Here is a 24,167-nt window from a genome sequence, read left to right as displayed (position 1 = left end):
GCGTCAATGACTGGAATGACTGCGCTCTCGATCGGCAAGGATCTGAGGCTCAACTCGGCCGAGGAGCTCGAGGCGACGCTGCGCCATATCGGGGCGACGCGCTATCACAGCCTGCATCCGTTCCACAAGCTGCTGCACGGCGGCAAGCTGAACAAGGGCCAGGTGCAGGCCTGGGCGCTGAACCGCTACTATTACCAGAGCACGATCCCGATCAAGGACGCGGTGGTGATCTCGCGTTTCCGCGACCGCGCCACGCGCCTGGAATGGCGCCACCGCATCGAGGACCATGACGGCGATGTCGGCAGCGAAGGCGGCATCGAGCGTTGGCTGAAGCTGACCGAAGGCCTCGGCCTCGACACGGCCTATGTGGAATCGACCGAAGGCATCCTGCCGGCGACGCGCTTCGCGGTGGAGGCTTACGTTCACTACTGCCGCGAAAAAAGCCCGCTGGAGGCGATCGCCTCCTCGCTCACCGAGCTGTTCGCGCCGAACCTGCATGAAGAACGCATCTCCGGCATGCTGGAGCACTATGATTTCGTCAACCCCGACATCATGAGCTACTTCAAGCGCCGCCTGGCGCAGGCGCCGCGCGATGCCGGCTTTGCGCTCGACTATGTCAAGGCGCATGCCACGACGCCGGAGCAGCGCGCGCAAGTGTGCAACGCGCTGATCTTCAAGACCAACGTGCTGTGGGTGCAGCTTGACGCGCTTCAGCACGCCTATGTCGAGGGCCACATTCCGCCGGGCGCGTTCGTGCCCAAGGCGAGTTGAGGGACAAGAGCAATGGCCGGGCCGCGGAACATCAGTGTCAGCGAGGCAAACCGCCCGGTGCTGCCGCGGCATGCCAAGCTGAAATATGACGAGACGCGGAAGGTCTGGGTGATCCTGGCGCCGGAACGCGTGCTGGCGCCGGACGAGATCGCCGTTGAGGTCTTGCAGCTCTGCAATGGCGAGCGCAATGTCGGCGATATTGCGGACGCGTTGGCGGCAAAATACGCCGCGCCACGCGAGGCGATCCTCGCCGACGTCATCGTCATGCTGCAGGATCTCGCCGACAAGGGCTTTCTCACGGAGGCCCGGGAGAAGGCGTCATGAGCGATGTGCTCGGCAACCCCTTGATCCCCCCTGATGCCAGCGACAGCCTCGCGGTGCTGGAGAAGCAGCGCTCGACGGCGGAGACCTTTGGCATTCCGCTCGCGGTGCTGCTCGAGATCACCCATCGCTGCCCGCTGCAATGCCCCTACTGCTCCAACCCGGTCGAGCTCGATCGCTCGGGCAAGGAGCTGACCACCGAGGAATGGAAGAAGGTCTTGAGCGAGCTTGCCGAGATCGGCGTGCTGCAGGTGCATTTCTCCGGCGGCGAGCCGACGGCGCGCAAGGACCTCGTCGACCTCGTCAAGCATGCCAGTGACGTCGGCCTCTACACCAACCTGATCACCTCGGCCGTGCTGCTGACGCGCGAGAAGCTCAGCGATCTCGCCGATGCCGGGCTCTGCCACGTGCAGATCAGTTTCCAGGGCGTTGAAGAAGGCCTCGCCGATCGCGTCGCCGGCTACAAGAACGGGCACCGCAAGAAGCTCGAGGTCGCAAAGTGGACGCGCGAGCTCGATCTGCCGCTCACCGTGAACGCGGTGATGCACCGCCAGAACCTGCACCAGTTGCCTGACATCATCCAGATGTCCGTCGATCTCGACGCCGACCGGCTCGAGGTCGCCAATGTGCAGTATTACGGCTGGGCGTTGAAGAACCGCGCCGCGCTGATGCCGACGGTGGCGCAGCTGGATGAGTGTACGCGTCTCGTCGAGGAAGCGCGCGAGCGGCTGAAGGGCACGCTCGCGATCGACTACGTCGTGCCGGACTACTACGCCTTGCGGCCGAAGAAGTGTATGGGCGGCTGGGGCCGGCAGTTCTTCAACATCTCGCCCGCCGGCAAGGTGCTGCCCTGCCACGCCGCCGAGAGCATCACCGGGCTCGACTTCGAATCGGTCCGCTCCAACCATTCGATCGCCTGGATCTGGCAGAACTCCGAGGCCTTCAACCGCTATCGCGGCACCGGCTGGATGAAGGAGCCGTGCAAGTCTTGCGAATTCCGCGAGATCGATTTTGGCGGCTGCCGCTGCCAGGCCTTCGCGCTGACAGGGGACGCCGCCAACACCGACCCGGCCTGCGCGCTGTCGCCGCTGCACGAGACCATCTTCAAGCAGGCCGAGCGTGAGGCCGAGGGCGAGACCAGCCGCTTCCTCTATCGCAACTTCGCCGGCGGCACCCTGGAATCCGAGAATGGGGCCTGACGCCGACGCAGGTACAGCGGCGAGGCGTGCCGATCCCTTTGCGCCGCTGACCTCCGACATGCTCGACGTCGGCGACGGCCATGAGCTCTATGTCGAGAGCGTCGGTCGCAGCGACGGCATTCCCGCGGTCTACCTGCACGGCGGGCCCGGCAGCGGCTGCCAGGCCGATCATCGCCGGCTGTTCGATCCCGACCGCTTCTGCGCCGTGCTGTTCGACCAGCGCGGCTGCGGCCGCAGCCGGCCGAAGGGATCACGCGAGCACAACACCACGGCACATCTGATCGCGGACATGGAGAAAATCCGCGACAAGTTCGGCTTCGAACGCTGGATGGTGGTCGGCGGCTCCTGGGGCGCGACGCTGGCGCTGGCTTACGCGCAGGCCCATCCCGAGCGCGTCTCCGGCATCGCGCTCCGCGCGACCTTTCTGGGCACGCGGGCCGAGGTCGAGACGGCCTTCACGGGGCGCCTGCCGCAATTCTATCCCGCGCTCTACGAGGATTTTCTGAGCGTGCTGCCGCCTGAGGAACGTGCGCGCCCGGTGGAAGCCTATTATCGCCGCATCCTCGATGCCGATCCGGCCGTTCACGGACCTGCGGCCCGCGCCTGGCACGACACCGAGCGAGCCCTGTCGGAGCACAAGGCCGCCAAGATGCGGCTGGACCTGGCGTCGCTGAACGTCTGGCGCACGCTGCCGGCGACGCCGTTCATGGAGGCGCATTACTTCATCAACAACTCCTTCATGAACGAAGCCCAGCTGCTGCGGAACGCGGACCGGCTCGCCGGGATTCCCGGCATTGTCGTGCAGGGCCGCTACGACCTGTTGTGCCCTCCTGAGACATCACACGCGCTCGCGAAAGTTTGGCCGGGTTCCGAGATTCGCCTCGTGGAAGAAGCCGGACATTCGCTCTATGATGCCGGCGTGAGGGATGCGGTCATGAAGTCGATTGCCGACCTTGCGTCGAAGGCCGCGCGCTAATGCGCGAAAAAGGACAACAAGAAAATGCCGCTCGCCGGAAAGGGCATGCTGCTGACGTCGATGAATATCGACGCAGCCAATGAGGCCGATTTCAATCGCTGGTACGATCGAGAGCATCTGGAAGAGCGCGTCGCGATCGACGGTTTCCTGGAAGCGCGGCGCTATGTCGCGCATGCCGCCAATCCCAAATATCTCTCGCTGTACTCGACCGCGACGCTCGACGTGCTCGACAGTCCCGCCTATCGGGCGCGCCTGGCCAACCAGACCGAATGGTCGCGGCAAAGCATGGCGCATTTCAAGGACATGCTCCGTGTCGTCGCGCGCATTACCATCAGCAACGGCACCGGCCGCGGCGCTGCGCTCGGCCTCGTGCGGCTGCGGCCCACAGCCGACAATGCTGGCGCATGGCGTGATGCGCTGCAAGAAAAGCTGGCGCCGGAGCGGCGCGACGGCATCATCTCGATGCACCTGCTCGAAAGCGAGCCGGAATTGTCTGGCGCGACCGCGGACATTCCGGCGGTGCGCAACGAAGGCGCACGCGACTGGTTCGTGCTGATCGACGGCACGCATGTCGGGGCGGTCTCGGCCGTGATCGCCGAGCGCTTCACCGGCCCTGCGGCATCGCCCTTCCCGCTGCCCGTCTCGGTCGGGACTTACAGCCTGATGTGGGACCTCGCAAAGAGCGACATCGCGCGCGGCTGAACAACCATCTGCATCGCAACATATTGCACCGCACGCGCATCGCGCGCGGCCGTTAATGCTGTGCGCGCGTAGCTCCCATGAAAGCGGGGACGCACCGAACTTTGCCGTTGTACTTCGGAAAGGTTCTAATAAGCTAACCCAATGACGTCATTCAGAAACCAGATCGCAGCGCGTTAAGCGTTCGCCAAGCTCAGAAGAGGCCGCCGGGTCTTTGAGCCTGCGCGGACAGGGTAGGAATGAAACCGACCGATATCGCGGCCCCCGACTACTTTCACAAAGTGGTCGATTGCCAATGGGCCTGTCCTGCGCACACCCCGGTTCCCGAATATATCCGACTGATCGCACAAGGCCGCTACAGCGACGCCTACATGATCAATTGGAAGTCGAACGTGTTTCCCGGAATTCTGGGACGCACCTGCGATCGTCCCTGCGAGCCGGCGTGCCGCCGCGGACGCGTCGAGGAGACGCCGGTCGCAATCTGCCGGCTCAAGCGTGTCGCCGCCGATTTCAAGGACGACATCAAGCAGCGCCTGCCGCGCCCTGCACCGAAGAACGGCAAGCGCGTTGCCTTCGTCGGCGGCGGTCCGGCCTCGCTGACGGTGGCGCGCGATCTCGCGCCGCTCGGCTATCACTGCACCGTATTCGATGCCGATCCGGAAGCCGGCGGCATGATGCGCACGCAGATCCCGAAATTCCGCCTGCCCAATTCGGTGATCGACGAGGAGACCGGCTACATCCTGAGTCTCGGCGTCGAGTTCAAAGGTGGCCACCGCATCGAGAGCATGAAGTCGCTGCTCGCGGAGAAATATGACGCGATCTTCGTCGGCTCCGGCGCGCCGCGCGGCCGAGAGCTCGACATTCCCGGCCGCAAGGAAGCGGCTGGCAATATCCATATCGGCATCGAATGGCTGGCCTCGGTCTCGTTCGGCCATATCGACAAGATCGGCAAGCGCGTGATCGTGCTCGGCGGCGGCAACACCGCAATGGACTGCTGCCGCACCGCGCGCCGGCTCGGCGGCGAGAAAGTCACGGTGATCGTGCGTTCCGGCTTCGAGGAGATGAAGGCCTCGCCGTGGGAGAAGGAGGACGCGCTCCACGAGGATATTCCGATCCTCAACTACATGGTGCCGGTGGCATTCAAGCACGTCGCCGGCAAGCTGATCGGCGTCACCTTCCAGCACGTCAAAGCCGAATATGACGCCAAAGGCCGCCGCAACCTCGTGCCTTCGGGCGATCCCGATCAGACCATTCCCTGCGACGACGTGCTGGTCGCGGTCGGCCAGGAAAACGCCTTCCCCTGGATCGAGCAGGACTGCGGCATCGAGTTCGACAAATGGCACATGCCGAAGGTCGATCCCAAGACCTTCGTCTCGACCAATCCAAAAGTGTTCTTCGGCGGCGATGCCGCGTTCGGCCCCAAAAACATCATCTGGGCGGTCGCGCACGGCCATGACGCCGCATTGTCGATCCACAAGATGCTCTCGGGCGAGGACATCACCGAGCGGCCACTGCCTGAGGTGCATGTCTCATCGCAGAAGATGGGCATCCACGAATGGAGCTATGACAACGACATCTCGATCGACAAGCGCTACAAGGTGCCGCATCGCGACAAGGTGATCGCGCTGAAGGACATCCGCGCCGAGGTCGAGCTCGGCTACGACGTCAAGCTGGCGCTGGGCGAAGCCGAGCGCTGCCTGAACTGCGACGTGCAGACCGTATTCTCGACCTCGCTCTGCATCGAGTGCGATGCCTGCGCGGACATCTGCCCGATGGATTGCATCACCTTCACGGGCAACGGAGAAGAAAGCGATCTGCGCCAGCGCCTGAAGGCGCCCTCGCCGCATCCGGACCAGGACCTCTACGTCTCCTCGGATCTCAAGACCGGCCGCGTGATGGTGAAGGACGAGGACGTCTGCCTGCATTGCGGGCTGTGCGCCGAGCGGTGTCCCACCGGCGCCTGGGACATGCAGAAGTATTTCATCGACATGACTCACGCAGGTTCGACATGCCCGACAAAAAGCCGATCAGCAGCGTAAACGACTTCGTCGTCCGCTTCGCCAACGTCAACGGCTCGGGCTCGGCCAGCGCCAACGAGATGTTCGCGCGCGCGATCCTGCGCCACGGTGTTCCGGTCTCCCCACGCAACATCTTCCCCTCCAACATCCAGGGCCTGCCGACCTGGTACGAGGTGCGGGTGACCGAGGACGGCCATCTCGGCGCCCGCGGCGGCGTCGACATGATGGTGGCGATGAATCCGCAGACCTGGGACAAGGACGTCGCCGGCATCGAGCCGGGCGGCTATCTGTTCTACGATTCCACCAAGCCGATGCCGTCGACGAAATTCCGCGACGACATCACCGTGATCGGCGTGCCGCTCACCGCCATCACCAACTCGACCTATACCGATCCGCGCCAGCGCCAGTTGTTCAAGAACATCATCTATCTCGGCGCACTCTCGGCGCTGCTCGACATGGACCCGAAGCTGATCGAGCAGCTGATCGGCGAGCAGTACAAGGGCAAGGAAAAGCTGCTCTCCTCCAACGTCCACGCGCTGCATCTTGGGCGCGACTGGGCGCTGCAGAACCTGAAATGCCCGCTCGGCCTCAGGGTGAAAAAGTCGGACAAGGTCGGCGACCGCATCTTCATCGAAGGCAACAGCGCCGCCGCGCTCGGCGCCGTCTATGGCGGCGCCACGGTATGCGCCTGGTATCCGATCACGCCGTCCTCGTCGGTGGCGGAGGCCTTCACCGCCCATTGCAAGAAGTACCGGCACGACCCTGAAACCGGAAAGGCGAAATACGCCATCGTGCAGGGCGAGGACGAGCTCGCTTCAATCGGCATCGTCATCGGCGCCTCCTGGAACGGCGCCCGCGCCTTCACCGCGACATCGGGCCCCGGCATCTCCCTGATGACCGAATTCATCGGCCTCTCATACTTCGCCGAGATTCCGGCCGTGATCATGAACATCCAGCGCGCCGGCCCCTCCACGGGCATGCCGACCCGCACCCAGCAATGCGACATCATCGCCTGCGCCTATGCTTCGCACGGCGACACCAAGCATGTGTTGCTGTTCCCCGAGGATCCCGCCGAGGCCTTCGAATTCGCGGCCGCCGCGTTCGATCTCGCCGAGCGGATCCAGACCACGATCTTCCTGATGCTCGACCTCGACATCGGCATGAATCACCGGCTCTGCCGTCCGCTGAAATGGGACGATGCCAAGCAATACGACCGCGGCAAGGTGATGACCGCGGAGATGCTGGAGGAAGGCCGCGACTTCGGCCGCTATCTCGATGTCGACGGCGACGGCATCCCCTACCGCACCTATCCCGGCACGCACCCGACCAAGGGCTCCTATTTTACCCGCGGCACCTCGCGTGATCGCTATGCGCGCTATTCCGAGGAAGGCTCGGTCTATGCCGACAACATGCAGCGCCTGATGCGCAAGTTCGAGACCGCGCAGGACCTGGTGCCGCGACCGCTGCAGGCCAATGCGGAACGGCCGACCAAATACGGCGTGATCTATTTCGGCTCGACGTCGCCGGCGATGGACGAGGCGATCGGCCTTCTGGAAGCGCGCGGGCATCAGCTCGACCGCCTGCGCATCCGCGCCTTCCCGTTCCATTCGAGCGTGGCGAGCTTCCTCGCCGAGCACGACTTCGTCTACGTCGTCGAGCAGAATCGCGACAGCCAGCTGCGCCAGCTCATCGTCAACGAGAACGGCATCGACCCGGTGCGCCTCGTGCCGATCGTGCATTACGACGGCTCGCCGATCACCGCCCGCTTCATCGCAAAAGCCATTGGCGACCACCAGGATCACCTCAAGGTGACCCCGCTCCGCAAGGCCGTGTCATGACCTACATCGCAAAGCCAAAATTCCATCATCCGGGGCTGAAGAAGAACGAGCTCGGCTACACCCATCGCGACTACGAGGGCAAGATCTCGACGCTGTGTGCCGGCTGCGGTCACGATTCGATCACGGCTTCGATCATCGAGGCCTGCTACGAGCTCTCGATCGAGCCGCACCGGGTGGCGAAGATCTCCGGGATCGGCTGCTCCTCGAAGACGCCGGATTATTTCCTCGGCAATTCGCACGGCTTCAACTCCGTGCACGGCCGCATGCCATCGGTCTTGACCGGCGCCAACCTCGCCAACCGCGATCTGATCTATCTCGGCGTGTCCGGCGACGGCGATTCCGCCTCGATCGGCTTCGGCCAGTTCGCGCACTCGATCCGGCGCGGCGTCAACATGACCTATATCGTCGAGAACAACGGCGTCTACGGCCTGACCAAGGGCCAGTTCTCGGCCACCGCCGACCGCGGCTCGAAGTCCAAGAAGGGCGTCACCAACACCGACAACGCCATCGACCTCGTTGCGATCGCATTGCAGCTGGGCGCCACCTTCGTGGCGCGCAGCTTCTCCGGCGACAAGACCCAGCTGGTGCCGCTGATCGCGGCTGCGATCCGCCACAAGGGCGCGTCCTTCATCGACGTCATCAGCCCCTGCATCGCTTTCAACAACCACGCCGGCTCGACCAAGAGCTTCGACTATGTCCGCGAGCACAACGACGCCGTGAACCGCCTCGACGTTCTGGTCGGCCGCGATCCCATCGCGGTGGACTATGCGCCGGGTACCGTGCAGATGGTCGAGCAGCATGACGGCAGCAAGATCGCGCTGCGCAAGATCGACGCCGACTACGATCCGCATGACCGGCTGGGCGCCCAGACCTTCCTTGCGCGGCACGCCGCCAAGGGGCAGATCGTCACCGGTCTCCTTTACGTCGACCCCGACGCGGAAGATCTGCACGAGCATCTCAACACGGTCGAGACGCCGCTCAACACGCTGGAAGCGGACACCCTGTGCCCGGGCTCGGCGGTGCTGGACAAGATCAACGCCAGCCTGCGCTGATCATTTGCTCCGCGCCGAAGCCGGCGACCTGACGCGTATCGTGATCTTCTCCGACACGACCGGCGGTTCGAACGGATAGTGCTTGGCGTCGCCGAGCACCAGTTGCAGGGTGTGAGTCCCCGGCGCAAGGTCCAGCATGGTCTCGGTCTGCCCTGCGCCGAAATGCAGGTGCGACTTGTCCTGCGGGATCGGCTCCTTGGGATCGATGGGATCGTTGACGTCGACCAGCAGATGATGATGACCGGCATTCTGGTAATCGTCGCCGGCATGCGTCACGCCCATGTTGCGCAGGCCGAACCGGACCCAGAATCCACCGCGAACCTTCTGCCCATCGTGCGGCGTGATGAAATAGAGTTTTGCGTCCTTTGGCGCCGTCTTTCCCTGCGAGCAGGCTGCGCCCGGGTGCACTGCGATCGCAGTCGCCAGTGCGACACAATGAATGATCTTCATCAAATCCACTCCAGCACTTACGGACTGAGCGCGACGCGGAATCCATGCGTGGGGTAACGGACATTGGTGTCGTAACCATCGCGGTTGGATGGCCTCACATATCTCGCATCATTCTTCCACGAGCCCGAGCGCAGAACGTGCGAGCTGCAGTCGCCGCCACCCCATGCCGAGCCGTCAGTGGGTGCGCCCTGATAGGTCCTGTGCCAGCAGTCCTCGACCCACTGATCGATACCGCCACCCATGTCGTGGAGGCCGAACGGATTCGGCTTGAAGCTGCCGACCTTCGCCGGCTGCTCGGCCGCGAGGTCACCGCAATCCTTGCAGCCGGCCATGCCTGGCTGAAGCTTGTCGCCCCACCAATATTTGCTCTGCGTGCCGCCGCGCGCGGCATATTCCCATTCGGCCTCGCTCGGAAGCCGGTAAGGCTTCTTCGTCGCCTGCGCGAGCCAGGCGGCATATTGCTGCGCGTCGGTCCAGCTCACATTGCCGATCGGCGCATCCTCTTTGCCGGTGGCGGTGAAGCCGCACGCCTTTGCGGCCGCGCATTCGTTCCATTCCTGCACCGTCACCGGATATTTGCCGATCGAGAACGGCTTGACCGTGACCTGGTGGACAGGACGTTCGGTCGGATCGTCATTGCTTCCCATCGCAAAGCTGCCGCCGCGAATGGGGATCATCTCGGGTTCTCGGACCGCCGTCACCGATGGAGCGGATGCCGGAGATGGTGAAGGCGATGCTGCGGGCGACGGCGTCGTTGTGGGCAAGGGAGAAGACGCGGGTGCAGCTTGAGGCGCCGGTACCGGCGGGCTCGGTAACGACGGAACGGATTGCGGCATCGGCGAAGCCGACGGCGCCGCGATCGGAGGAGCGGCAGCCTGTTGCCCCACCTGGCTGCGGTGCTGCACCAGCACGTACCAAAGCACGTAGCCGGCAATCACCAGCAATGCCATGATCAGAAGAAAGAGCAGCATGCTCTCGCGCCGGCCGCGCGTCCTGCCGACCGCGTCTGCGTCCGGTAGCACGCGATAGACGCGCACCGGATCCGTGATGTTCTTGACCTTGCGGTCCCCGAGCGACTCATAGCCGCACACCACCTTGTGCTTGATCTGCTCGTAGATCGCGCCTGAGATATAGACGTGACCGGGCTCGGCGATACCCTCGATACGTGTGGCGATGTTGACCCCGTCGCCGTAGACATCGTCCGGCTCCACGATGACGTCGCCGAGATTGACGCCAATCCGGTATTCGAGCCGTGAATGCTTGGGAAGCGGGGCGTTGCGGCCGATGAGATTCTGCTGGATGACGATGCTGCATCGAACGGCCTCGACAGGACTGTCGAAGATGGCGATGAAGCCGTCGCCCGTCGTCTTCACCAGCGTGCCATGGTGCTCGACGATGCTGGGCTGGATGATATCCCGCTCGATCCGCTTGACGCGGACATGCGTGCCCTCCTCGTCGGCCTGCATGATACGACTGTAGGAAGCGATATCGCCGACAATGATCGCCGCGAGGCGACGAGGCATGGGGCCGTGTGGAGGTGGCCCGTCCTGATTTCCGGATCTGAAGTTGCGAATTTCGCCCATTGCGGGGGACTCCACAAACCTACAAAGGCAGCCCCAGCTTACGACCGCTAAAGGCGATCGTCTGTGAAGGCTATCACATTGATGAAATGGAGCAATGTCGAAGGACTGGCAGGGATCGAGTTCCGGAAGACGAAGGCTTCGCATCGGTTGAACCTTCCTCGCCCTCCCGGTGACTAACGCCGTGCCTGGAACTGTCCATCCCGCTCCGCGCTGTGATGATCATGTACGACTTGCGCGGGTTGAACGCGTCGCACCTGGGCCGCGTCTAAAGCCTACAGCTCGGCTCCTGCGCTAGAGGCCATCATGAAGCTTTCTCTCCTGACTGCCCTCGCCGTTGCCGCACTCATCAGTACGGCCCACGCGGAAGAAGCTGATGACATCCGCGAAGCCAGCAAGGCCGAAGCCGGGACCTTCAACACGCGCATGTATGCGGGCGCCCCCGGCAACAAGGCCTATGCCTGCTTCGTCCGCCGCTACGATGCGGAGCACCTGGCGCGGCATCCGAAGCAGAAGGTCGCTTCGATGAAGCTGCTGATCTCGGCCGAGTTGGACAAGGAAGACAAGGAGCTGCACAATTCCTTCCGCCTCGGTTTCAGGTACCGCCATCGCTCCGGCGATTTCGACTCCAGCGGTTCTTGCAACCACGCCGTATTCACCAAGGACGGCAACGAGGTTCGCCTCGGTTGCGGTGTCGATTGCGAAGGCGGTGGCATCGGCGTTGCGCTGTCCAAAGACGACAAGTCGACGATCGTGCGGCTCGAACGGGTCCGGGTCTGGCAGAACAACAAGCCGGATGACGAGGCCGAGCGGTCGCTGGTCGGCGGTGCCGACGACAGGATCTTTCGGCTTGATCGCACCGACAACAGCGAGTGCGCTTCGCTGGTGACCGACCGCAAGGAACTCGCCGCGCTCCGCCACAAATGATGATATGTCTCCGGCAAAGTCAGTCGAGGGAGATCGCCATGAACCGGCGGAACATCTTGTGGAGCGCAATCTCGGCCCTCGGCGCGGCATTCGGTGCCTCCGGCGCGAAAGCCGCGACGGGAGCGGGCGCGGGCAACAAGCTGAAAGTGGTCTACCATCTCAGCGATGCCGAGAAGGTCAACTTCGTGCTCGGCAACATCCAGAACCACATCGACGGTGTCGGCGGTCCTGATCACGTCAGGATCGCGCTGGTGATCCACGGGCCGGCGCTGAAGGCATTCCACTCGGCGCAGGCGAACCCCGACATCAGCAAGCGCGTCGGCGAATTCTCCAAGGACGGCGTCGAGCTCGCCGCCTGCGGCAACACGATGAAGGCGCAGAACGTGACGTTGACCGAGCTGCTGCCGGGCTTCGTCAGCGCGGAAAAGGGCGGCGTGGTTCGTTTGGCTGAGCTGCAGTCGCAGGGGTATCTTTATCTGCGGCCGTAGGGGCTGCTTCTTACCCACACGACAAGTGCACTCCCTCCCCCGCCTGCGAGGGTTGGGAAGAGGGTGGCTCCGCAGAGGGACAATCCCCTAGAGGAAAAAGCCCTCACCCGGCGCGCGGGTCGATGCTTTGCATCGCCCGGAGGTAAGGCGGAGCTCGTAGCGCCCTCCAAACTCATCCTCATCCCGCTTGACTCACCCATAACCTCGCGGTTATGAGTTAACCCATAACTTCCTGGTTATGGATTCCCATGTCTCTCGCCCCCGACCTCCTGTTCCGGACGCTCGCCGACCCCACAAGGCGGGCGATCTTCGAGCGGCTGTGCCGCGAGGGGGAGCAGACGGTCGGGGCCCTGACCGTGAGATCCGGCGTTTCCCAGCCGGCCGTCTCGAAACATCTCGGCGCGTTGAAGCTGGCCGGCCTCGTGCGGGACCGCCATGAGGGGCGGCAGACCCACTACAGCGCGCAGCCCGGCGCACTCGATCCGCTGCGCGACTGGACCAGCCAGATGACCGGCTTCTGGCAGAGGCGGCTCGACGCACTCGACGATCTCCTGAAGAGGATGGACCAATGACCGAAGCCTCAAGCGAAACACGCTCCGTCGTCGTCGAGCGCGAATTCGCCTTCCCGGCCGAGCGGCTCTGGCGCGCGCTGACGCAGCCGCATCTGATCGAGGAATGGCTGATGAAGAACGACTTCAAGCCGTCAGTCGGTCATCGCTTCAATCTTCGCGGTGAATGGGGTGGCGTGCTGGACTGCGAGGTGCTCACCATCGAGCCGCAGAAGACGCTCGCCTACACCTGGAATTTCTCGCATGAGGACGCCGCGTTCGACCTCAGGAGCGTCGTGACCTTCACGCTGACGCCGACCGGCGCGGGCACTCACTTACGCGTCGAGCAGGCGGGCTTCAGCCCGACGCAAAAGCAGGCTTACGGCGGCGCGCATGCCGGCTGGAAGCAGTTCCTTGCCAAGCTGGACGAGGTGCTGGCGCGGGTTGAATAGCTCCGGCCGGCCGTATCCATTCCAATCATTTCTAGAGGGAGACCCCAGTGAGCACAGACATGTGGATTCGTCAGATCCATCGCTGGTTGTCGATGGCTTTCACGCTCGCCGTCATCGCCAACATCGTCGCCATGACCATGCAGCTCCAGGCGGTCTGGATCGGCTTCCTGGCGCTCGTCCCGCTGATCCCGCTGCTGGCGACCGGGCTCTATCTGTTCGCGCTGCCCTATCTCGGCCGCCGCGGCAACGCGTGATGCGAGGCGAGACGATGAAGAAGGCAGTAGCGGCGAAGAAGAGCAGCACGAAAGACGCGACTGGGCCGTCGCCCTCCAAGCTGATCGACGGCAGGATCAAGGAGCTCGGCGACTGGCGCGGCGAAATGCTGGCGCGGGTCCGCGGCCTGATCAAGCAGGCCGATCCTGAGGTCGTCGAGGAATGGAAATGGCGCGGCGTTCCCGTCTGGGAGCACGACGGCATCATCTGCACCGGCGAGACCTACAAGGAAGTGGTGAAGATGACCTTTGCCAAGGGCGCCGCGCTGGACGACCCGGCCGGCCTGTTCAATTCCAGCCTCGACGGCAACGTGCGGCGCGCCATCGACATTCGCGAGGGCGAGAAGATCAACGAGAAAGCATTGAAGGCGCTGATCCGCGCGGCGGTTGAGCTGAATGGGTCGAAGAAGAAGGCGGCGAAGAAGCGGCCGGCGTAGAACAGCCGTTATCCAACCGCGAATCTCTTCCTTCTTCCCTTGTGGGAGAAGGTGGCACGAAGCGCCGGATGAGGGGTCTCCTTCGACACGTAAAGGTGCGGAGAGATACCCCTCACCGAAGTGAGCTTGTGTCTGCCGTCCTCCCTGCCCTCTCCCACAAGGGGCGAGGGCACATCAACGCGCATCTCGCCTTATTGCCGCGCAGACGGCAGCCTCACGCCACCGCCGCCGGTATCGGGCGCGGGCTCACGACGTATTCGCGCATGACCTTGTCGTTGGCATCGACCTCGATCAGCGCGACGTCGTAGGTCCAGAGATCGGCCAGGTGCTGCAACACCCGCTTGGCATCGGTCTCGTTGAGTTGCGAGCCCTTGATGACGTGGTGGTGCAGGATCAGCCGGCGGTCGCCGGAGAGATCGACGTCGACCACCTCGATATTGGCGTCGATGAAGCCGACATCATGCTGCCGCGCCAGCTCGCGGCGGACGCGGCGGAAGCCGCGCTCGTCGTGGATGGCATCGACCCGGATGCCGGCGCGCTCCTCGGGATCGTCGTGCAGATGGAACATGCGGAAGTGCCGCATCAGCTTCGGGCTCAGGAACTGGGCGATGAAGCTTTCATCGCGGTAGTTGGCCCAGACGTCGCGCAGCACGCCCATCACGTCGCCCTTGCCGGCGATGTCGGGGAACCATTCGCGGTCCTCGTCCTCCGGTTTGGTGACGATGCGCTCGATGTCCTGCATTACGGCAAAGCCGAGTGCATAGGGGTTGAATCCGGAGAAGCGCGGGTCGTCGAATTCAGGCTGGAACACCACATTGGTGTGCGATCCCAGGAATTCGAGGAAATTGCCGTCGGTGATGCGGCCCTGCTCGTGCAGCTTGGTCATGATGCGATAGTGGACGTAAGTCGCCGTCCCCTCGTTCATCACCTTGGTCTGGCTCTGCGGATAGAAATATTGCGCGATGTGGCGGACGATGCGCAGCAGCTCGCGTTGCCACGGCGCCAGTCGCGGCGCACTCTTCTCCAGGAAATAGAGCAGGTTTTCCTGCGGCAGGCCGAGCAGCTTGCGGCGGCGCTCGATGCTGAGCGCGGACCGGCTCTTGGCCGCGCCCTTGGGGACGGTGCGCCAGAGGTCGTTGAAGACCTCCTCCTCGTGCTGGCGACGGCGCCCTGCCCGCTTCTCCTCGGCGCGCAGATCCAGCTTTTTCTTCCCGGGATAGCGGTCGATGCCGTGCGACATCAGCGCATGCGCGGCATCGAGCGTCCGCTCGACCTCGACGCGGCCGTAGCGCTCCTCGCATTGCATGACATACGTCTTGGCGAAGTCGAGATAATCCAGGATGCCGTCGGCGTCAGTCCACTGCTTGAACAGGTAATTGTTCTTGAAGAAGTGGTTGTGACCGAAAGCGGCGTGCGCGATCACCAGGGTCTGCATCGTCGCCGTGTTCTCCTCCATCAGATAGGAGATGCAGGGCGAGGAGTTGATCACGATCTCATAGGCGAGCCCCATCAGGCCCTTGCGATAGGACGCCTCATGGTAAGCGAATTGCTTGCCGAACGACCAGTGCTTGTAGAACAGCGGCATGCCGACGGAGGAGTAGGCATCCAGCATCTGCTCGGCGGTGATGACCTCGATCTGGTTCGGATAGACGTCGAGCCCGAGATCCTTCGTCGCCACCGCCTCGCAGGCATCGGTGATGCGCTGCAAGGTGTGGAAATCCCAATCCGCGCCTTCGAACAATCGTTCCGTCATGGAGCGGCTTTCTCCTGGGCAGTTTCGCGGCGCTGGAACAGATCGTGGAACACCGGAAAGATCTCGCTGCGCTCGCTGACCTTGCGCATCGAGAGCGGTGCGCCGCTGTTGCGCAGGCGGTCGTAGAGAGTCCAAAGCGAGGAGTCGGAGAGATCGAAGGCGCTGCCGCCGGATTCCCCGACCTCGAGATAGGCAAAGAACTGACAGACCGGCAGGATCTTGTCGGTCAGCAGCAGCCCCGTGAGCTCGCCGTCGGAATAGGAATTGTCGCCGTCGGAGGCCTGCGCGGCGTAGATGTTCCAGTCCGACGGATTGAAGCGCTCGCGCACGATCTCGTGCATCGCCTGCAGCGCGCTCGAGACCAGCGTGCCGCCCGAGGCCGGGCCATAGAAGAAGGTCTGCTCGTCGACCTCCTCGGCGCGGTCGGTGTGGCGGATGAAGACGATCTCGACATGCTTGTAGCGGCGCTTCAGGAACACGTAGAGCAGCATGTAGAAGCGCTTGGCGAGATCCTTCATGTGCTCGGACATCGAGCCCGACACGTCCATCAGGCAGAACATCACCGCCTGCGCCACCGGCTTCGGCACCGTCTCGAAGCGGCGGTAGCGGATGTCGAGCGGATCGATGAAGGGAATCCGCTTCGTCTTCGCCTTCAGCTTCTCGAGCTGGGCGAGAAGCACCCCAAGCTCGTCCTCGTCGGTGCAGGCGGCGATCGCGGCTTCCAGTTCCTCGATCTCTTCCTTGCGGGGACGCTTGAGCGCGATGCGGCGGGCGAGCGCCAGCTTCACCGTCCGGCTCACCGAGATGTTGGCGGGCGAGCCCGACGTGGTGTAGCCGGCGCGCTGAATGCCCTCGCTCTCGGTCTGCGCGATCTTGCGCTTGGCCAGGTCCGGCAGCTCGAGATCGTCGAGGAAGAGGTCGACGAACTCGTCGCGGGAGAGCACGAAGCGGAAGGCATCCTCGCTGTCGCCTTCGCCCGGGCCGGAATTCTTGGCGCTGCCCTGGCCGGAGCGCTGCAGATAGTCCCCCTCGATGAACTTCTTGTTCCCGGGCAGCACCATGTCGCGCGTTCCGCCTTCGCGGCGGAAGCGCGGCTCGTGCATGCCGTCCAGCGGGATCGTGACCTCACCACCCTCCAGGACGTCCTTGATGTCGCGTTCCTGCGAGGTCTTCTTGACGGCGCCCTGCACCAGGGATTTGGCCCGACGCAAGAACCGCTGGCGGTTCTCAAGACTCTTGCCGCCTGGATTCAGGCGCCTGTCAATAATGTGAATGGGCACTTTACCATCCGCCTCAACCGGCCTGCTTCACACGCATGTACCATTCGACGAGCCGGCGAACCTGACGCTCGGTGTAGCCACGCTCCACCATGCGTGCGACGAACTCGCCGTGCTTCTTCTCCGTCTCGCCGTCCTTCTTCGATCCGAAAGAGATGACCGGAAGCAGGTCCTCGACTTGCGAGAATATCCTCTTTTCGATCACGTCGCGAATCTTCTCGTAGGAGGTCCAGGTCGGATTTTTGCCACCGTTCTGGGCCCGCGAGCGTAACGAGAATTTGACGACCTCGTTGCGGAAGTCCTTGGGGTTGGCGATGCCCGCCGGCTTCTCGATTTTGGTCAGCTCCTGGTTCAAAAGCTCGCGATCGAGCAGCTGGCCGGTGTCGGGATCCTTGAAGTCCTGATCCTCGATCCAGGCGTCGGCATAGTCGACGTAGCGGTCGAACAGATTCTGGCCGTAATCCGAGTAGGATTCCAGGTAGGCCTTCTGGATTTCGTTGCCTATGAACTCGGCGTAGCGCGGCGCCAGATCCGCCTTGATGAATTCGAGATAGCGTTTCTCGACTTCCTCCGGCAGCTGCTCCCGGCGGATCGACTGCTCCAGTGCGTACATCAGATGCACGGCGTCGGCGGCGACTTCCTGCGGATCGTGGTTGAAGGTCGCAGCCAGGATCTTGAAGGCGAAGCGGGTGGAGACGCCGTCCATGCCCTCGTCGACGCCGGCGGCGTCGCGATATTCCTGGACGCTGCGCGCCTTCGGATCGGATTCCTTCAGGCTCTCGCCGTCGTAGACCCGCATCTTGCCGAACAGGGTGGAGTTCTCGTGCTTGCGCAGGCGCGACATCACCGAGAACCGCGCCAGCGTCTCCAGCGTCGAAGGCGCGCAAGGCGCCGACGCGAGCTCGGAGCCCTGGATCAGCTTCTCGTAGATCTTCTGCTCTTCAGTGACGCGCAGGCAGTAAGGCACCTTGATCACGCAGATGCGGTCGATGAAGGCTTCGTTGTTCTTGTTGGCCTTGAAGCTCGCCCACTCGGCCTCGTTGGAGTGCGCGAGGATGACGCCGGTGAACGGGATCGCGCCGATGTTCTCGGTGCCGATATAGTTGCCCTCCTGCGTCGCGGTCAGCAGCGGGTGCAGCATCTTGATCGGCGCCTTGAACATCTCGACGAACTCGAGCACGCCCTGGTTGGCGCGGTTGAGGCCGCCGGAATAGCTGTAGGCGTCGGGATCGTTCTGTGCGTAGGTCTCGAGCTTGCGGATATCGACCTTGCCGACCAGCGAGGAGATGTCCTGGTTGTTCTCGTCACCGGGCTCGGTCTTGGAGATCGCAATCTGGCGCAGCCGCGACGGCTGGATTTTTGCGACACGAAACTGGGAGATATCGCCGCCGAAGGCTTCCAGCCGCTTGTAGCACCACGGGCTCATCAGGCCGGTGAGACGACGGCGCGGAATGCCGTATTTCTCTTCCAGCATCGGCCCGAGATGATCGGGATCGAACAGGCTGAGCGGGCTCTCGAACACCGGCGAGAGCTCGTCGCCGGCCTTGAGCACGTAGATCGGATGCACTTCCATCAGCGACTTCAACCGCTCGGCGAGCGAGGATTTGCCGCCGCCGACCGGCCCGAGCAGATAGAGGATCTGCTTGCGCTCCTCCAGGCCCTGCGCCGCATGGCGGAAGAAACCAACGATGCGCTCGATGGTTTCTTCCATGCCGTAGAAGCCGGCGAAGGCCGGATAAGTGCGGATCGTGCGATTCAAAAAAATACGGCCAAGGCGTGGGTCCTTGGCCGTGTCAATCGTCTGGGGCTCGCCGATCGCCGCTAGTAGTCGTTCGGCCGCGTTCGCGTATTTCATGGGATCGCTTCGACACGATTCCAGATATTCCGCCATCGACATGTCGTGCTGGCTTCTCGCCTCGAACGACCGAGCGAAAGCGTTGAATAGAGAATCGTTGTACATGATCCCTCTCCGCGTGAGTTCCGCTACAAGCTGAAACGAAAGCAGTTACCGGACCGTTCCTCAGGCCGTTTCGAATCAGCGTGAGCACATGACGATCATTGGACACCCGGGTGCCGACACCACGCAACGCACAACGTAGGCACTCGTTGAGTTACGAACAGGCACCTGCCCGTATTTTGTGCGAATCTCTGTCTATATTGGCTCATTTCCAGAAAATGTCACTCAGTCGCAACATCCGGGCGTTACCGGGGATGAGTCCATCCGGCGTTGCAGCATAGCGATCTGCGAGCGGCGATCTTATGACGCTTGTACGGCGAAGCCTTGAGCGCCGCCTTGGTTTCCACCTTGGGTGCCGCGTTCATCTTCCTGCTGCAATGCGGCGCGCGGAGTGCTGGCAGCGTGACAGTCGCGGCAAGCGTGCAGCAATGTATCAAAATCGGTCGCCAGGCCGTCCGACAGGATGACGATACGATCGTTTCGCACGCAACGGGCCAAATCGCGGATGCCGCAGAGCTGCTGCTGCAAGGCCGGCGTCGGCGTCAGCACGATCATCTTGTGGCCGCGGCTTTCCTCAGCCGAAATCTCTGCAATCGAATCCCACGGCAGAAATTCATTGCCGATGCGGAGATCGCGGATGCCGTAGGGGGTGACGACCACCACCGCCCCCCGTTCTGCGGGCAGCATCCAGATCAGCCAACAGGTCACCAGGCCGAACAGCGCGACGCCGGCATAGCCGAGCGTCGTGTCGTAGTCGCCCAAACCGTCCCACAAGTCGAAGGCGAGGCTGGCGCTGAGCAGGGTCATCGCAAAGCCCGCCGCGACCAGCAGCCGCAACCGCGTCGCGCATCGCCTGATTTCGAGATCGCGGGATGCGTCGATGGTCATGGCAGATTGCTGGCTGTCGGCGACACCAAACGCCAGACCTTCAGGATGGGCGTGCATGCTCTTCCCCAGCATGGCCATTCGCGGCCGAACCACGATGCACCAGACGGACCGGAATCCGCTGATGGCACTCCACGCAGCCACTGGCTGACGACGAAGCGGCCGGCGTTACGCAACGAGACCCGGCCGAACCTTCGGCCAACGACTTTTTACGCAACAACCGCTACTCCCGCCCGGATCGCCATGATCGCGACGGAGTTACACTGGAGGTATGACGCCTGTACCCTTGATTGGTTCCCTCCCGGGTGCATGTAAGCTAGAGGATAGCGCGTCAGGACCGGCGCGGAAACCCCTCGCCCGCAGGCTTGGAGATAAATAAGCATCATGAATCCCGTCAAAGAACTGGAAAAGCACGGACAAGCCGTCTGGCTGGACTTCCTGGCCCGCGGCTTCATCGCCAAGGGCGACCTGAAGCGGCTGATCGAGACCGACGGCGTCAAGGGCGTCACCTCCAACCCCTCGATCTTCGAGAAGGCGATCGGCAGCTCGGACGAGTATGACGCCCCGATCGGCAAGGCGCTGAAGCGCGGCGACCGGACCGTGGCCGACCTGTTCGAGGCCGTCGCGATCGAGGACATCCAGAATGCAGCCGACGTGCTGCGCCCGGTCTATGACCGCCTCGAGGGCGGCGACGGCTATGTCAGCCTGGAGGTCTCGCCCTATCTCGCCATGGACACATCAGGCACGGTCGCTGAGGCTCGCCGGCTCTGGAAGGATGTTGGTCGCAAGAACCTGATGGTGAAGGTGCCGGCGACGCCGGAAGGCCTGCCGGCGATCGAGCAGCTGATCGGAGACGGCATCAGCATCAACATCACGCTGCTGTTCTCCAAGGCGGTCTACCTCCAGGTGGCCGAAGCCTACATCGCCGGCCTCGAAAAATACGTCGCAGGCGGCGGCGACCCCTCGCATGTCGCGAGCGTGGCCAGCTTCTTCGTCAGCCGTATCGACAGCGTGGTCGACAAGCAGCTCGACGACAAGATCGCCCGCGCCAACGATCCGTCCGAGAAGGAGCGGCTCGCCGCGCTCAAGGGCAAGGTCGCGATCGCCAACGCCAAGGTCGCCTACCAGGACTACAAGCGCCTGTTCTCGGGTCCCCGCTGGGACAAGCTCGCCGCCAAGGGCGCCAAGCCGCAGCGGATGCTGTGGGCCTCGACCGGCACCAAGAACAAGGATTACAGCGACGTCCTCTATGTTGAGGAGCTGATCGGTCCAGACACCATCAACACCGTGCCGCCGGCAACGCTGGATGCGTTCCGCGACCACGGCAAGCCGCGCGACAGCCTGGAAGAGAACGTCGAGGACGCCTACCGCGTGCTGGAAGAGCTGGAGCGCTCCGGCGTCTCGCTGGACGCCATCACCGAGGAGCTCGTCAAGGACGGCGTCAAGCTGTTCGCGGACGCCGCCGACAAGCTCTACGGCGCCGTCGCCCACAAGCGCGCCACGGTGCTTGGGCCCGCGCTGGACCGCCAGTCTCTCTCGCTCGGCGACGGGCTCGACAAGGCCGTAACCAAGAGCACGGAGGAATGGCGGGCGTCCGCAAAAATCCGCAGGCTGTGGCAGCGCGACAAGTCGGTCTGGACCGGCACGGACGAGGACAAATGGCTCGGCTGGCTCGACAGCGCCGCCAAGGCCGACGTCGCCGATTACGAAGACTATGCCGGCCGCGTGAAGGGGCAGAAGTTCTCCGACGCCGTCGTGCTCGGCATGGGCGGATCGAGCCTCGGGCCGGAGGTGCTGGCCGAGACTTTTGGGAAAAAGCCCGGCTTCCCGAAGCTGCATGTGCTGGATTCCACCGATCCGGCGCAGGTGCGGGCGATGGAGGCCCGGATCGACATCTCCAACACCGTGTTCATCGTCTCCAGCAAGTCCGGCGGCACCACCGAGCCGAACGCGATGAAGGACTATTTCCATGAGCGCGTTGCGCAAGCACTCGGCCCGAAGGCGAAGACCGGCTTCCGCTTCATCGCGGTGACCGATCCCGGCTCATCGCTGGAGAAGGCCGCCAAGAAGCTGAACTACGCCCGCATCTTCCATGGCGAGCCCTCGATCGGCGGACGCTATTCCGTGCTGTCGCCGTTCGGCCTCGTGCCGGCGGCGACCGCCGGCATCGACGTCAAGACCTTCGTCAAGCATGCGCTGGCCATGGCGCGCTCCTGCGGACCGGACGTGCCGCCGAGCGAAAACCCGGGCGTGCAGCTTGGCCTTGCCATCGGCCTCGCCGGCCTCGAAGGCCGCGACAAGGTGACGATCCTGTCGTCGAAGAAGATCGCCGATTTCGGCGCCTGGGCCGAGCAGCTCATCGCGGAATCGACCGGCAAGGAAGGCAAGGGCCTGATCCCGATCGAGGGCGAGCCGCTGGGCGATCCTTCCGTCTACGGCAACGACCGGTTCTTCATCGACATCCGCGTCGAGGGCGAAGCGGACGCCGCCCATGACTCCAAGCTTGCCGCGATCGAAGCGGCCGGCCACCCCGTCGTGCGCATCGTGATGAAGTCGATCGACCATCTCGGCCAGGAGTTCTTCCGCTTCGAGATGGCGACCGCTGTGGCGGGCTCGATCCTCGGCATCAACCCGTTCGACCAGCCGGACGTGGAAGCCGCCAAGATCAAGACCCGCGAGCTCACGGCGTCGTTCGAGAAGACCGGCGCCTTGCCGGAAGAGCAGCCGGTGGTCAGCACCGATGAGGCCGATCTCTACACCGACGAGGCCAACGCCACCGCGCTGCGCGCCGCCGGCGCCAACGGCGACCTCACCTCGTGGCTCAAGGCGCATCTCGAGCGCTCCAACCACGGCGACTATGTCGCCCTGCTCGGCTACATCGCCCGGGACAAGGTGACCATCGACGCGCTTCAGGCCATGCGGCTAGAGGTCCGCGAGAAGCGGCAAGTTGCAACCTGTGCCGAATTCGGACCGCGCTTCCTGCACTCCACGGGGCAAGCCTACAAGGGCGGGCCCGACACTGGCGTGTTCCTCCAGATTACCGCCGATGATGCCAAGGACCTGGCGGTGCCGGGCCAGAAGGCCAGCTTCGGCGTGATCAAGGCGGCGCAGGCACGCGGCGATTTCGACGTGCTCACCGAACGCGGCCGGCGCGCGCTACGCGTGCACCTCAAGGGCGGACTCAAGAAGGGTCTCGCGGCACTCAATGCGGCACTCAACGACGCGCTGAACTAAGGGAATATCGCAGATGCAACTCGGCATGATCGGCCTCGGCCGAATGGGCGGCAACATCGTTCGCCGCCTGATGCGCCAGGGACATTCGACCGTGGTCTATGACAAGGACGCCAAGGCCGTAGCGGGCCTTGCCGCGGACGGCGCGGTCGGCTCGGCGACGCTCGAAGACTTCATCTCGAAGCTCGAGCGGCCGCGCACGGCCTGGGTGATGCTGCCTGCGGGGCACATCACCCAGACCACGATCGACACGATCGCGGGCGTGATGCAGCCAGGCGACGTCATCATCGATGGCGGCAACACCTTCTGGCAGGACGATGTCCGCCGCGGCAAGGCGCTGAAGGAACGCGGCATCCACTATGTCGACGTCGGCACATCGGGCGGTGTCTGGGGCCTCGACCGCGGCTATTGCATGATGATCGGCGGCGAGAAGCAGGTGGTCGACCGGCTCGATCCGATCTTCGCCGCGCTGGCGCCCGGCACCGGCGACATTCCACGCACGGAAGGACGCGAGGGCCGCGATCCCCGCATCGAGCAGGGTTACATCCATGCCGGCCCGGTCGGCGCCGGCCACTTCGTCAAGATGATCCACAACGGCATCGAATACGGCCTGATGCAGGCCTATGCCGAAGGTTTCGACATCCTCAAGAACGCCAACATCGCGGCTCTCCCGGCAGATCACCGCTACGATTTCGATCTCGCCGACATCGCCGAAGTGTGGCGGCGCGGCAGCGTGATCCCGTCCTGGCTGCTCGATCTCACCTCGACGGCGCTCGCCGACAGTCCGCAGCTGACGGAATATTCCGGCTTCGTCGAAGATTCCGGCGAAGGACGCTGGACCGTGAATGCGGCGATCGACGAGGCCGTGCCGGCCGAAGTTTTGACCGCGGCGCTCTACACACGTTTCCGTTCCCGCCAGGAACACACCTTCGCCGAAAAAATACTCTCCGCGATGCGCGCAGGTTTTGGCGGTCACAAGGAGCCGAAGCAGCCGGGCGCCGCGAAGCCCAAATAAGAGCTCAGTAAGCGTAACTAA

22 protein-coding genes are annotated in these 24,167 nt (G+C 63.6%); 16 read left to right on the top strand and 6 right to left on the bottom strand.

The window, feature by feature from the left end; translation table 11 throughout:
* The first annotated feature begins 15 nt into the window (after positions 1–15).
* The 8 genes from pqqC (at position 16) to GGD62_RS21590 (ending at position 8,874) form a co-directional block, all read left to right on the top strand.
* Positions 16–771 (top strand): pyrroloquinoline-quinone synthase PqqC, encoded by a 756-nt coding sequence (pqqC, locus tag GGD62_RS21625; protein WP_210317904.1) that lies wholly within the window; start codon positions 16–18, stop codon positions 769–771.
* 12 nt (positions 772–783) lie between these two features.
* Positions 784–1,095 (top strand): pyrroloquinoline quinone biosynthesis peptide chaperone PqqD, encoded by a 312-nt coding sequence (pqqD, locus tag GGD62_RS21620; RefSeq protein WP_183710104.1) that lies wholly within the window; start codon positions 784–786, stop codon positions 1,093–1,095.
* Positions 1,092–2,291 (top strand): pyrroloquinoline quinone biosynthesis protein PqqE, encoded by a 1,200-nt coding sequence (pqqE, locus tag GGD62_RS21615; RefSeq protein ID WP_183710102.1) that lies wholly within the window; start codon positions 1,092–1,094, stop codon positions 2,289–2,291. Before pqqD ends, pqqE begins: the two co-directional genes overlap by 4 nt.
* Positions 2,281–3,267 carry a prolyl aminopeptidase gene (gene pip / locus GGD62_RS21610; protein WP_183710100.1) on the top strand — a complete coding sequence of 329 codons (987 nt, stop codon included), beginning with the start codon at positions 2,281–2,283 and terminating at the stop codon, positions 3,265–3,267. The genes pqqE and pip overlap by 11 nt, the downstream gene beginning before the upstream one ends.
* Before the next feature lie 24 nt (positions 3,268–3,291).
* Positions 3,292–3,969 (top strand): DUF4286 family protein, encoded by a 678-nt coding sequence (locus GGD62_RS21605; RefSeq protein WP_179736350.1) that lies wholly within the window; start codon positions 3,292–3,294, stop codon positions 3,967–3,969.
* A gap of 236 nt (positions 3,970–4,205) precedes the next feature.
* Entirely contained in the window at positions 4,206–6,005 is a 1,800-nt protein-coding gene (locus tag GGD62_RS21600) for an FAD-dependent oxidoreductase (RefSeq protein WP_183710099.1), read from the top strand.
* Positions 5,975–7,822, top strand: a complete 1,848-nt coding sequence (locus tag GGD62_RS21595) for a 2-oxoacid:acceptor oxidoreductase subunit alpha (protein ID WP_018318542.1) — start codon at positions 5,975–5,977, stop codon at positions 7,820–7,822. The genes GGD62_RS21600 and GGD62_RS21595 overlap by 31 nt, the downstream gene beginning before the upstream one ends.
* Positions 7,819–8,874 (top strand): 2-oxoacid:ferredoxin oxidoreductase subunit beta, encoded by a 1,056-nt coding sequence (locus GGD62_RS21590; protein WP_018318541.1) that lies wholly within the window; start codon positions 7,819–7,821, stop codon positions 8,872–8,874. The genes GGD62_RS21595 and GGD62_RS21590 overlap by 4 nt, the downstream gene beginning before the upstream one ends.
* Here GGD62_RS21590 and GGD62_RS21585 read toward each other — a convergent pair whose 3' ends face one another.
* On the bottom strand, positions 8,875–9,324 hold the full coding sequence (locus GGD62_RS21585; protein ID WP_020508690.1) for a DUF4399 domain-containing protein: 450 nt from the start codon (positions 9,322–9,324) through the stop codon (positions 8,875–8,877).
* Between the two features lie 17 nt (positions 9,325–9,341).
* Positions 9,342–10,907 carry an SUMF1/EgtB/PvdO family nonheme iron enzyme gene (locus GGD62_RS21580; protein ID WP_183710097.1) on the bottom strand — a complete coding sequence of 522 codons (1,566 nt, stop codon included), beginning with the start codon at positions 10,905–10,907 and terminating at the stop codon, positions 9,342–9,344.
* A gap of 303 nt (positions 10,908–11,210) precedes the next feature.
* On the opposite strand from GGD62_RS21580, the gene GGD62_RS21575 reads away from it, so the two are divergent.
* The 6 genes from GGD62_RS21575 to GGD62_RS21550 all read left to right on the top strand — a co-directional run bounded on the left by GGD62_RS21575 (position 11,211) and on the right by GGD62_RS21550 (position 14,028).
* Positions 11,211–11,831 carry a hypothetical protein gene (locus tag GGD62_RS21575; RefSeq protein WP_183710088.1) on the top strand — a complete coding sequence of 207 codons (621 nt, stop codon included), beginning with the start codon at positions 11,211–11,213 and terminating at the stop codon, positions 11,829–11,831.
* A 38-nt stretch (positions 11,832–11,869) separates the two neighbouring features.
* Entirely contained in the window at positions 11,870–12,319 is a 450-nt protein-coding gene (locus GGD62_RS21570) for a DsrE family protein (protein ID WP_183710086.1), read from the top strand.
* A 248-nt stretch (positions 12,320–12,567) separates the two neighbouring features.
* Complete coding sequence (locus tag GGD62_RS21565; RefSeq protein WP_018318536.1) at positions 12,568–12,891, top strand: helix-turn-helix transcriptional regulator; 324 nt, start codon at positions 12,568–12,570, stop codon at positions 12,889–12,891.
* Complete coding sequence (locus tag GGD62_RS21560; RefSeq protein ID WP_183710084.1) at positions 12,888–13,319, top strand: SRPBCC domain-containing protein; 432 nt, start codon at positions 12,888–12,890, stop codon at positions 13,317–13,319. Before GGD62_RS21565 ends, GGD62_RS21560 begins: the two co-directional genes overlap by 4 nt.
* A 59-nt stretch (positions 13,320–13,378) precedes the next feature.
* Positions 13,379–13,573 (top strand): hypothetical protein, encoded by a 195-nt coding sequence (locus GGD62_RS21555; protein WP_018318534.1) that lies wholly within the window; start codon positions 13,379–13,381, stop codon positions 13,571–13,573.
* 14 nt (positions 13,574–13,587) lie between these two features.
* Positions 13,588–14,028 carry a DUF1801 domain-containing protein gene (locus tag GGD62_RS21550; RefSeq protein WP_092253998.1) on the top strand — a complete coding sequence of 147 codons (441 nt, stop codon included), beginning with the start codon at positions 13,588–13,590 and terminating at the stop codon, positions 14,026–14,028.
* A 214-nt stretch (positions 14,029–14,242) separates the two neighbouring features.
* Here GGD62_RS21550 and GGD62_RS21545 read toward each other — a convergent pair whose 3' ends face one another.
* From GGD62_RS21545 to GGD62_RS21530, 4 genes are all read right to left on the bottom strand, one after another.
* Positions 14,243–15,781 (bottom strand): SpoVR family protein, encoded by a 1,539-nt coding sequence (locus GGD62_RS21545; protein WP_092253648.1) that lies wholly within the window; start codon positions 15,779–15,781, stop codon positions 14,243–14,245.
* Positions 15,778–17,055: a YeaH/YhbH family protein gene (locus GGD62_RS21540; protein ID WP_026202035.1), complete on the bottom strand. Its 1,278-nt coding sequence runs from the start codon at positions 17,053–17,055 to the stop codon at positions 15,778–15,780. Before GGD62_RS21540 ends, GGD62_RS21545 begins: the two co-directional genes overlap by 4 nt.
* A 19-nt stretch (positions 17,056–17,074) precedes the next feature.
* A complete protein-coding gene (locus tag GGD62_RS21535; RefSeq protein WP_179736362.1) occupies positions 17,075–19,018 on the bottom strand; it encodes a PrkA family serine protein kinase in 1,944 nt (647 codons plus the stop codon).
* Positions 19,019–19,315: 297 nt separating this feature from the next.
* Entirely contained in the window at positions 19,316–19,981 is a 666-nt protein-coding gene (locus GGD62_RS21530) for an STM3941 family protein (RefSeq protein ID WP_183710082.1), read from the bottom strand.
* Between the two features lie 303 nt (positions 19,982–20,284).
* On the opposite strand from GGD62_RS21530, the gene GGD62_RS21525 reads away from it, so the two are divergent.
* Both GGD62_RS21525 and gnd read left to right on the top strand, forming a co-directional pair.
* A complete protein-coding gene (locus GGD62_RS21525; RefSeq protein WP_183710080.1) occupies positions 20,285–23,134 on the top strand; it encodes a bifunctional transaldolase/phosoglucose isomerase in 2,850 nt (949 codons plus the stop codon).
* A gap of 13 nt (positions 23,135–23,147) precedes the next feature.
* The gene (gene gnd, locus GGD62_RS21520) at positions 23,148–24,146 is read left to right on the top strand and encodes a phosphogluconate dehydrogenase (NAD(+)-dependent, decarboxylating) (RefSeq protein ID WP_183710078.1); all 999 of its coding nucleotides are present in this window, start codon (positions 23,148–23,150) and stop codon (positions 24,144–24,146) included.
* Positions 24,147–24,167 lie beyond the last annotated feature (21 nt).

Source organism: Bradyrhizobium sp. ERR14 (genome assembly GCF_014198235.1).
Classification (GTDB): Bacteria; Pseudomonadota; Alphaproteobacteria; order Rhizobiales; family Xanthobacteraceae; genus Bradyrhizobium.
Note: the sequence above shows the minus strand (reverse complement) of the source record. Positions and strands in the feature narration are given on the sequence as shown.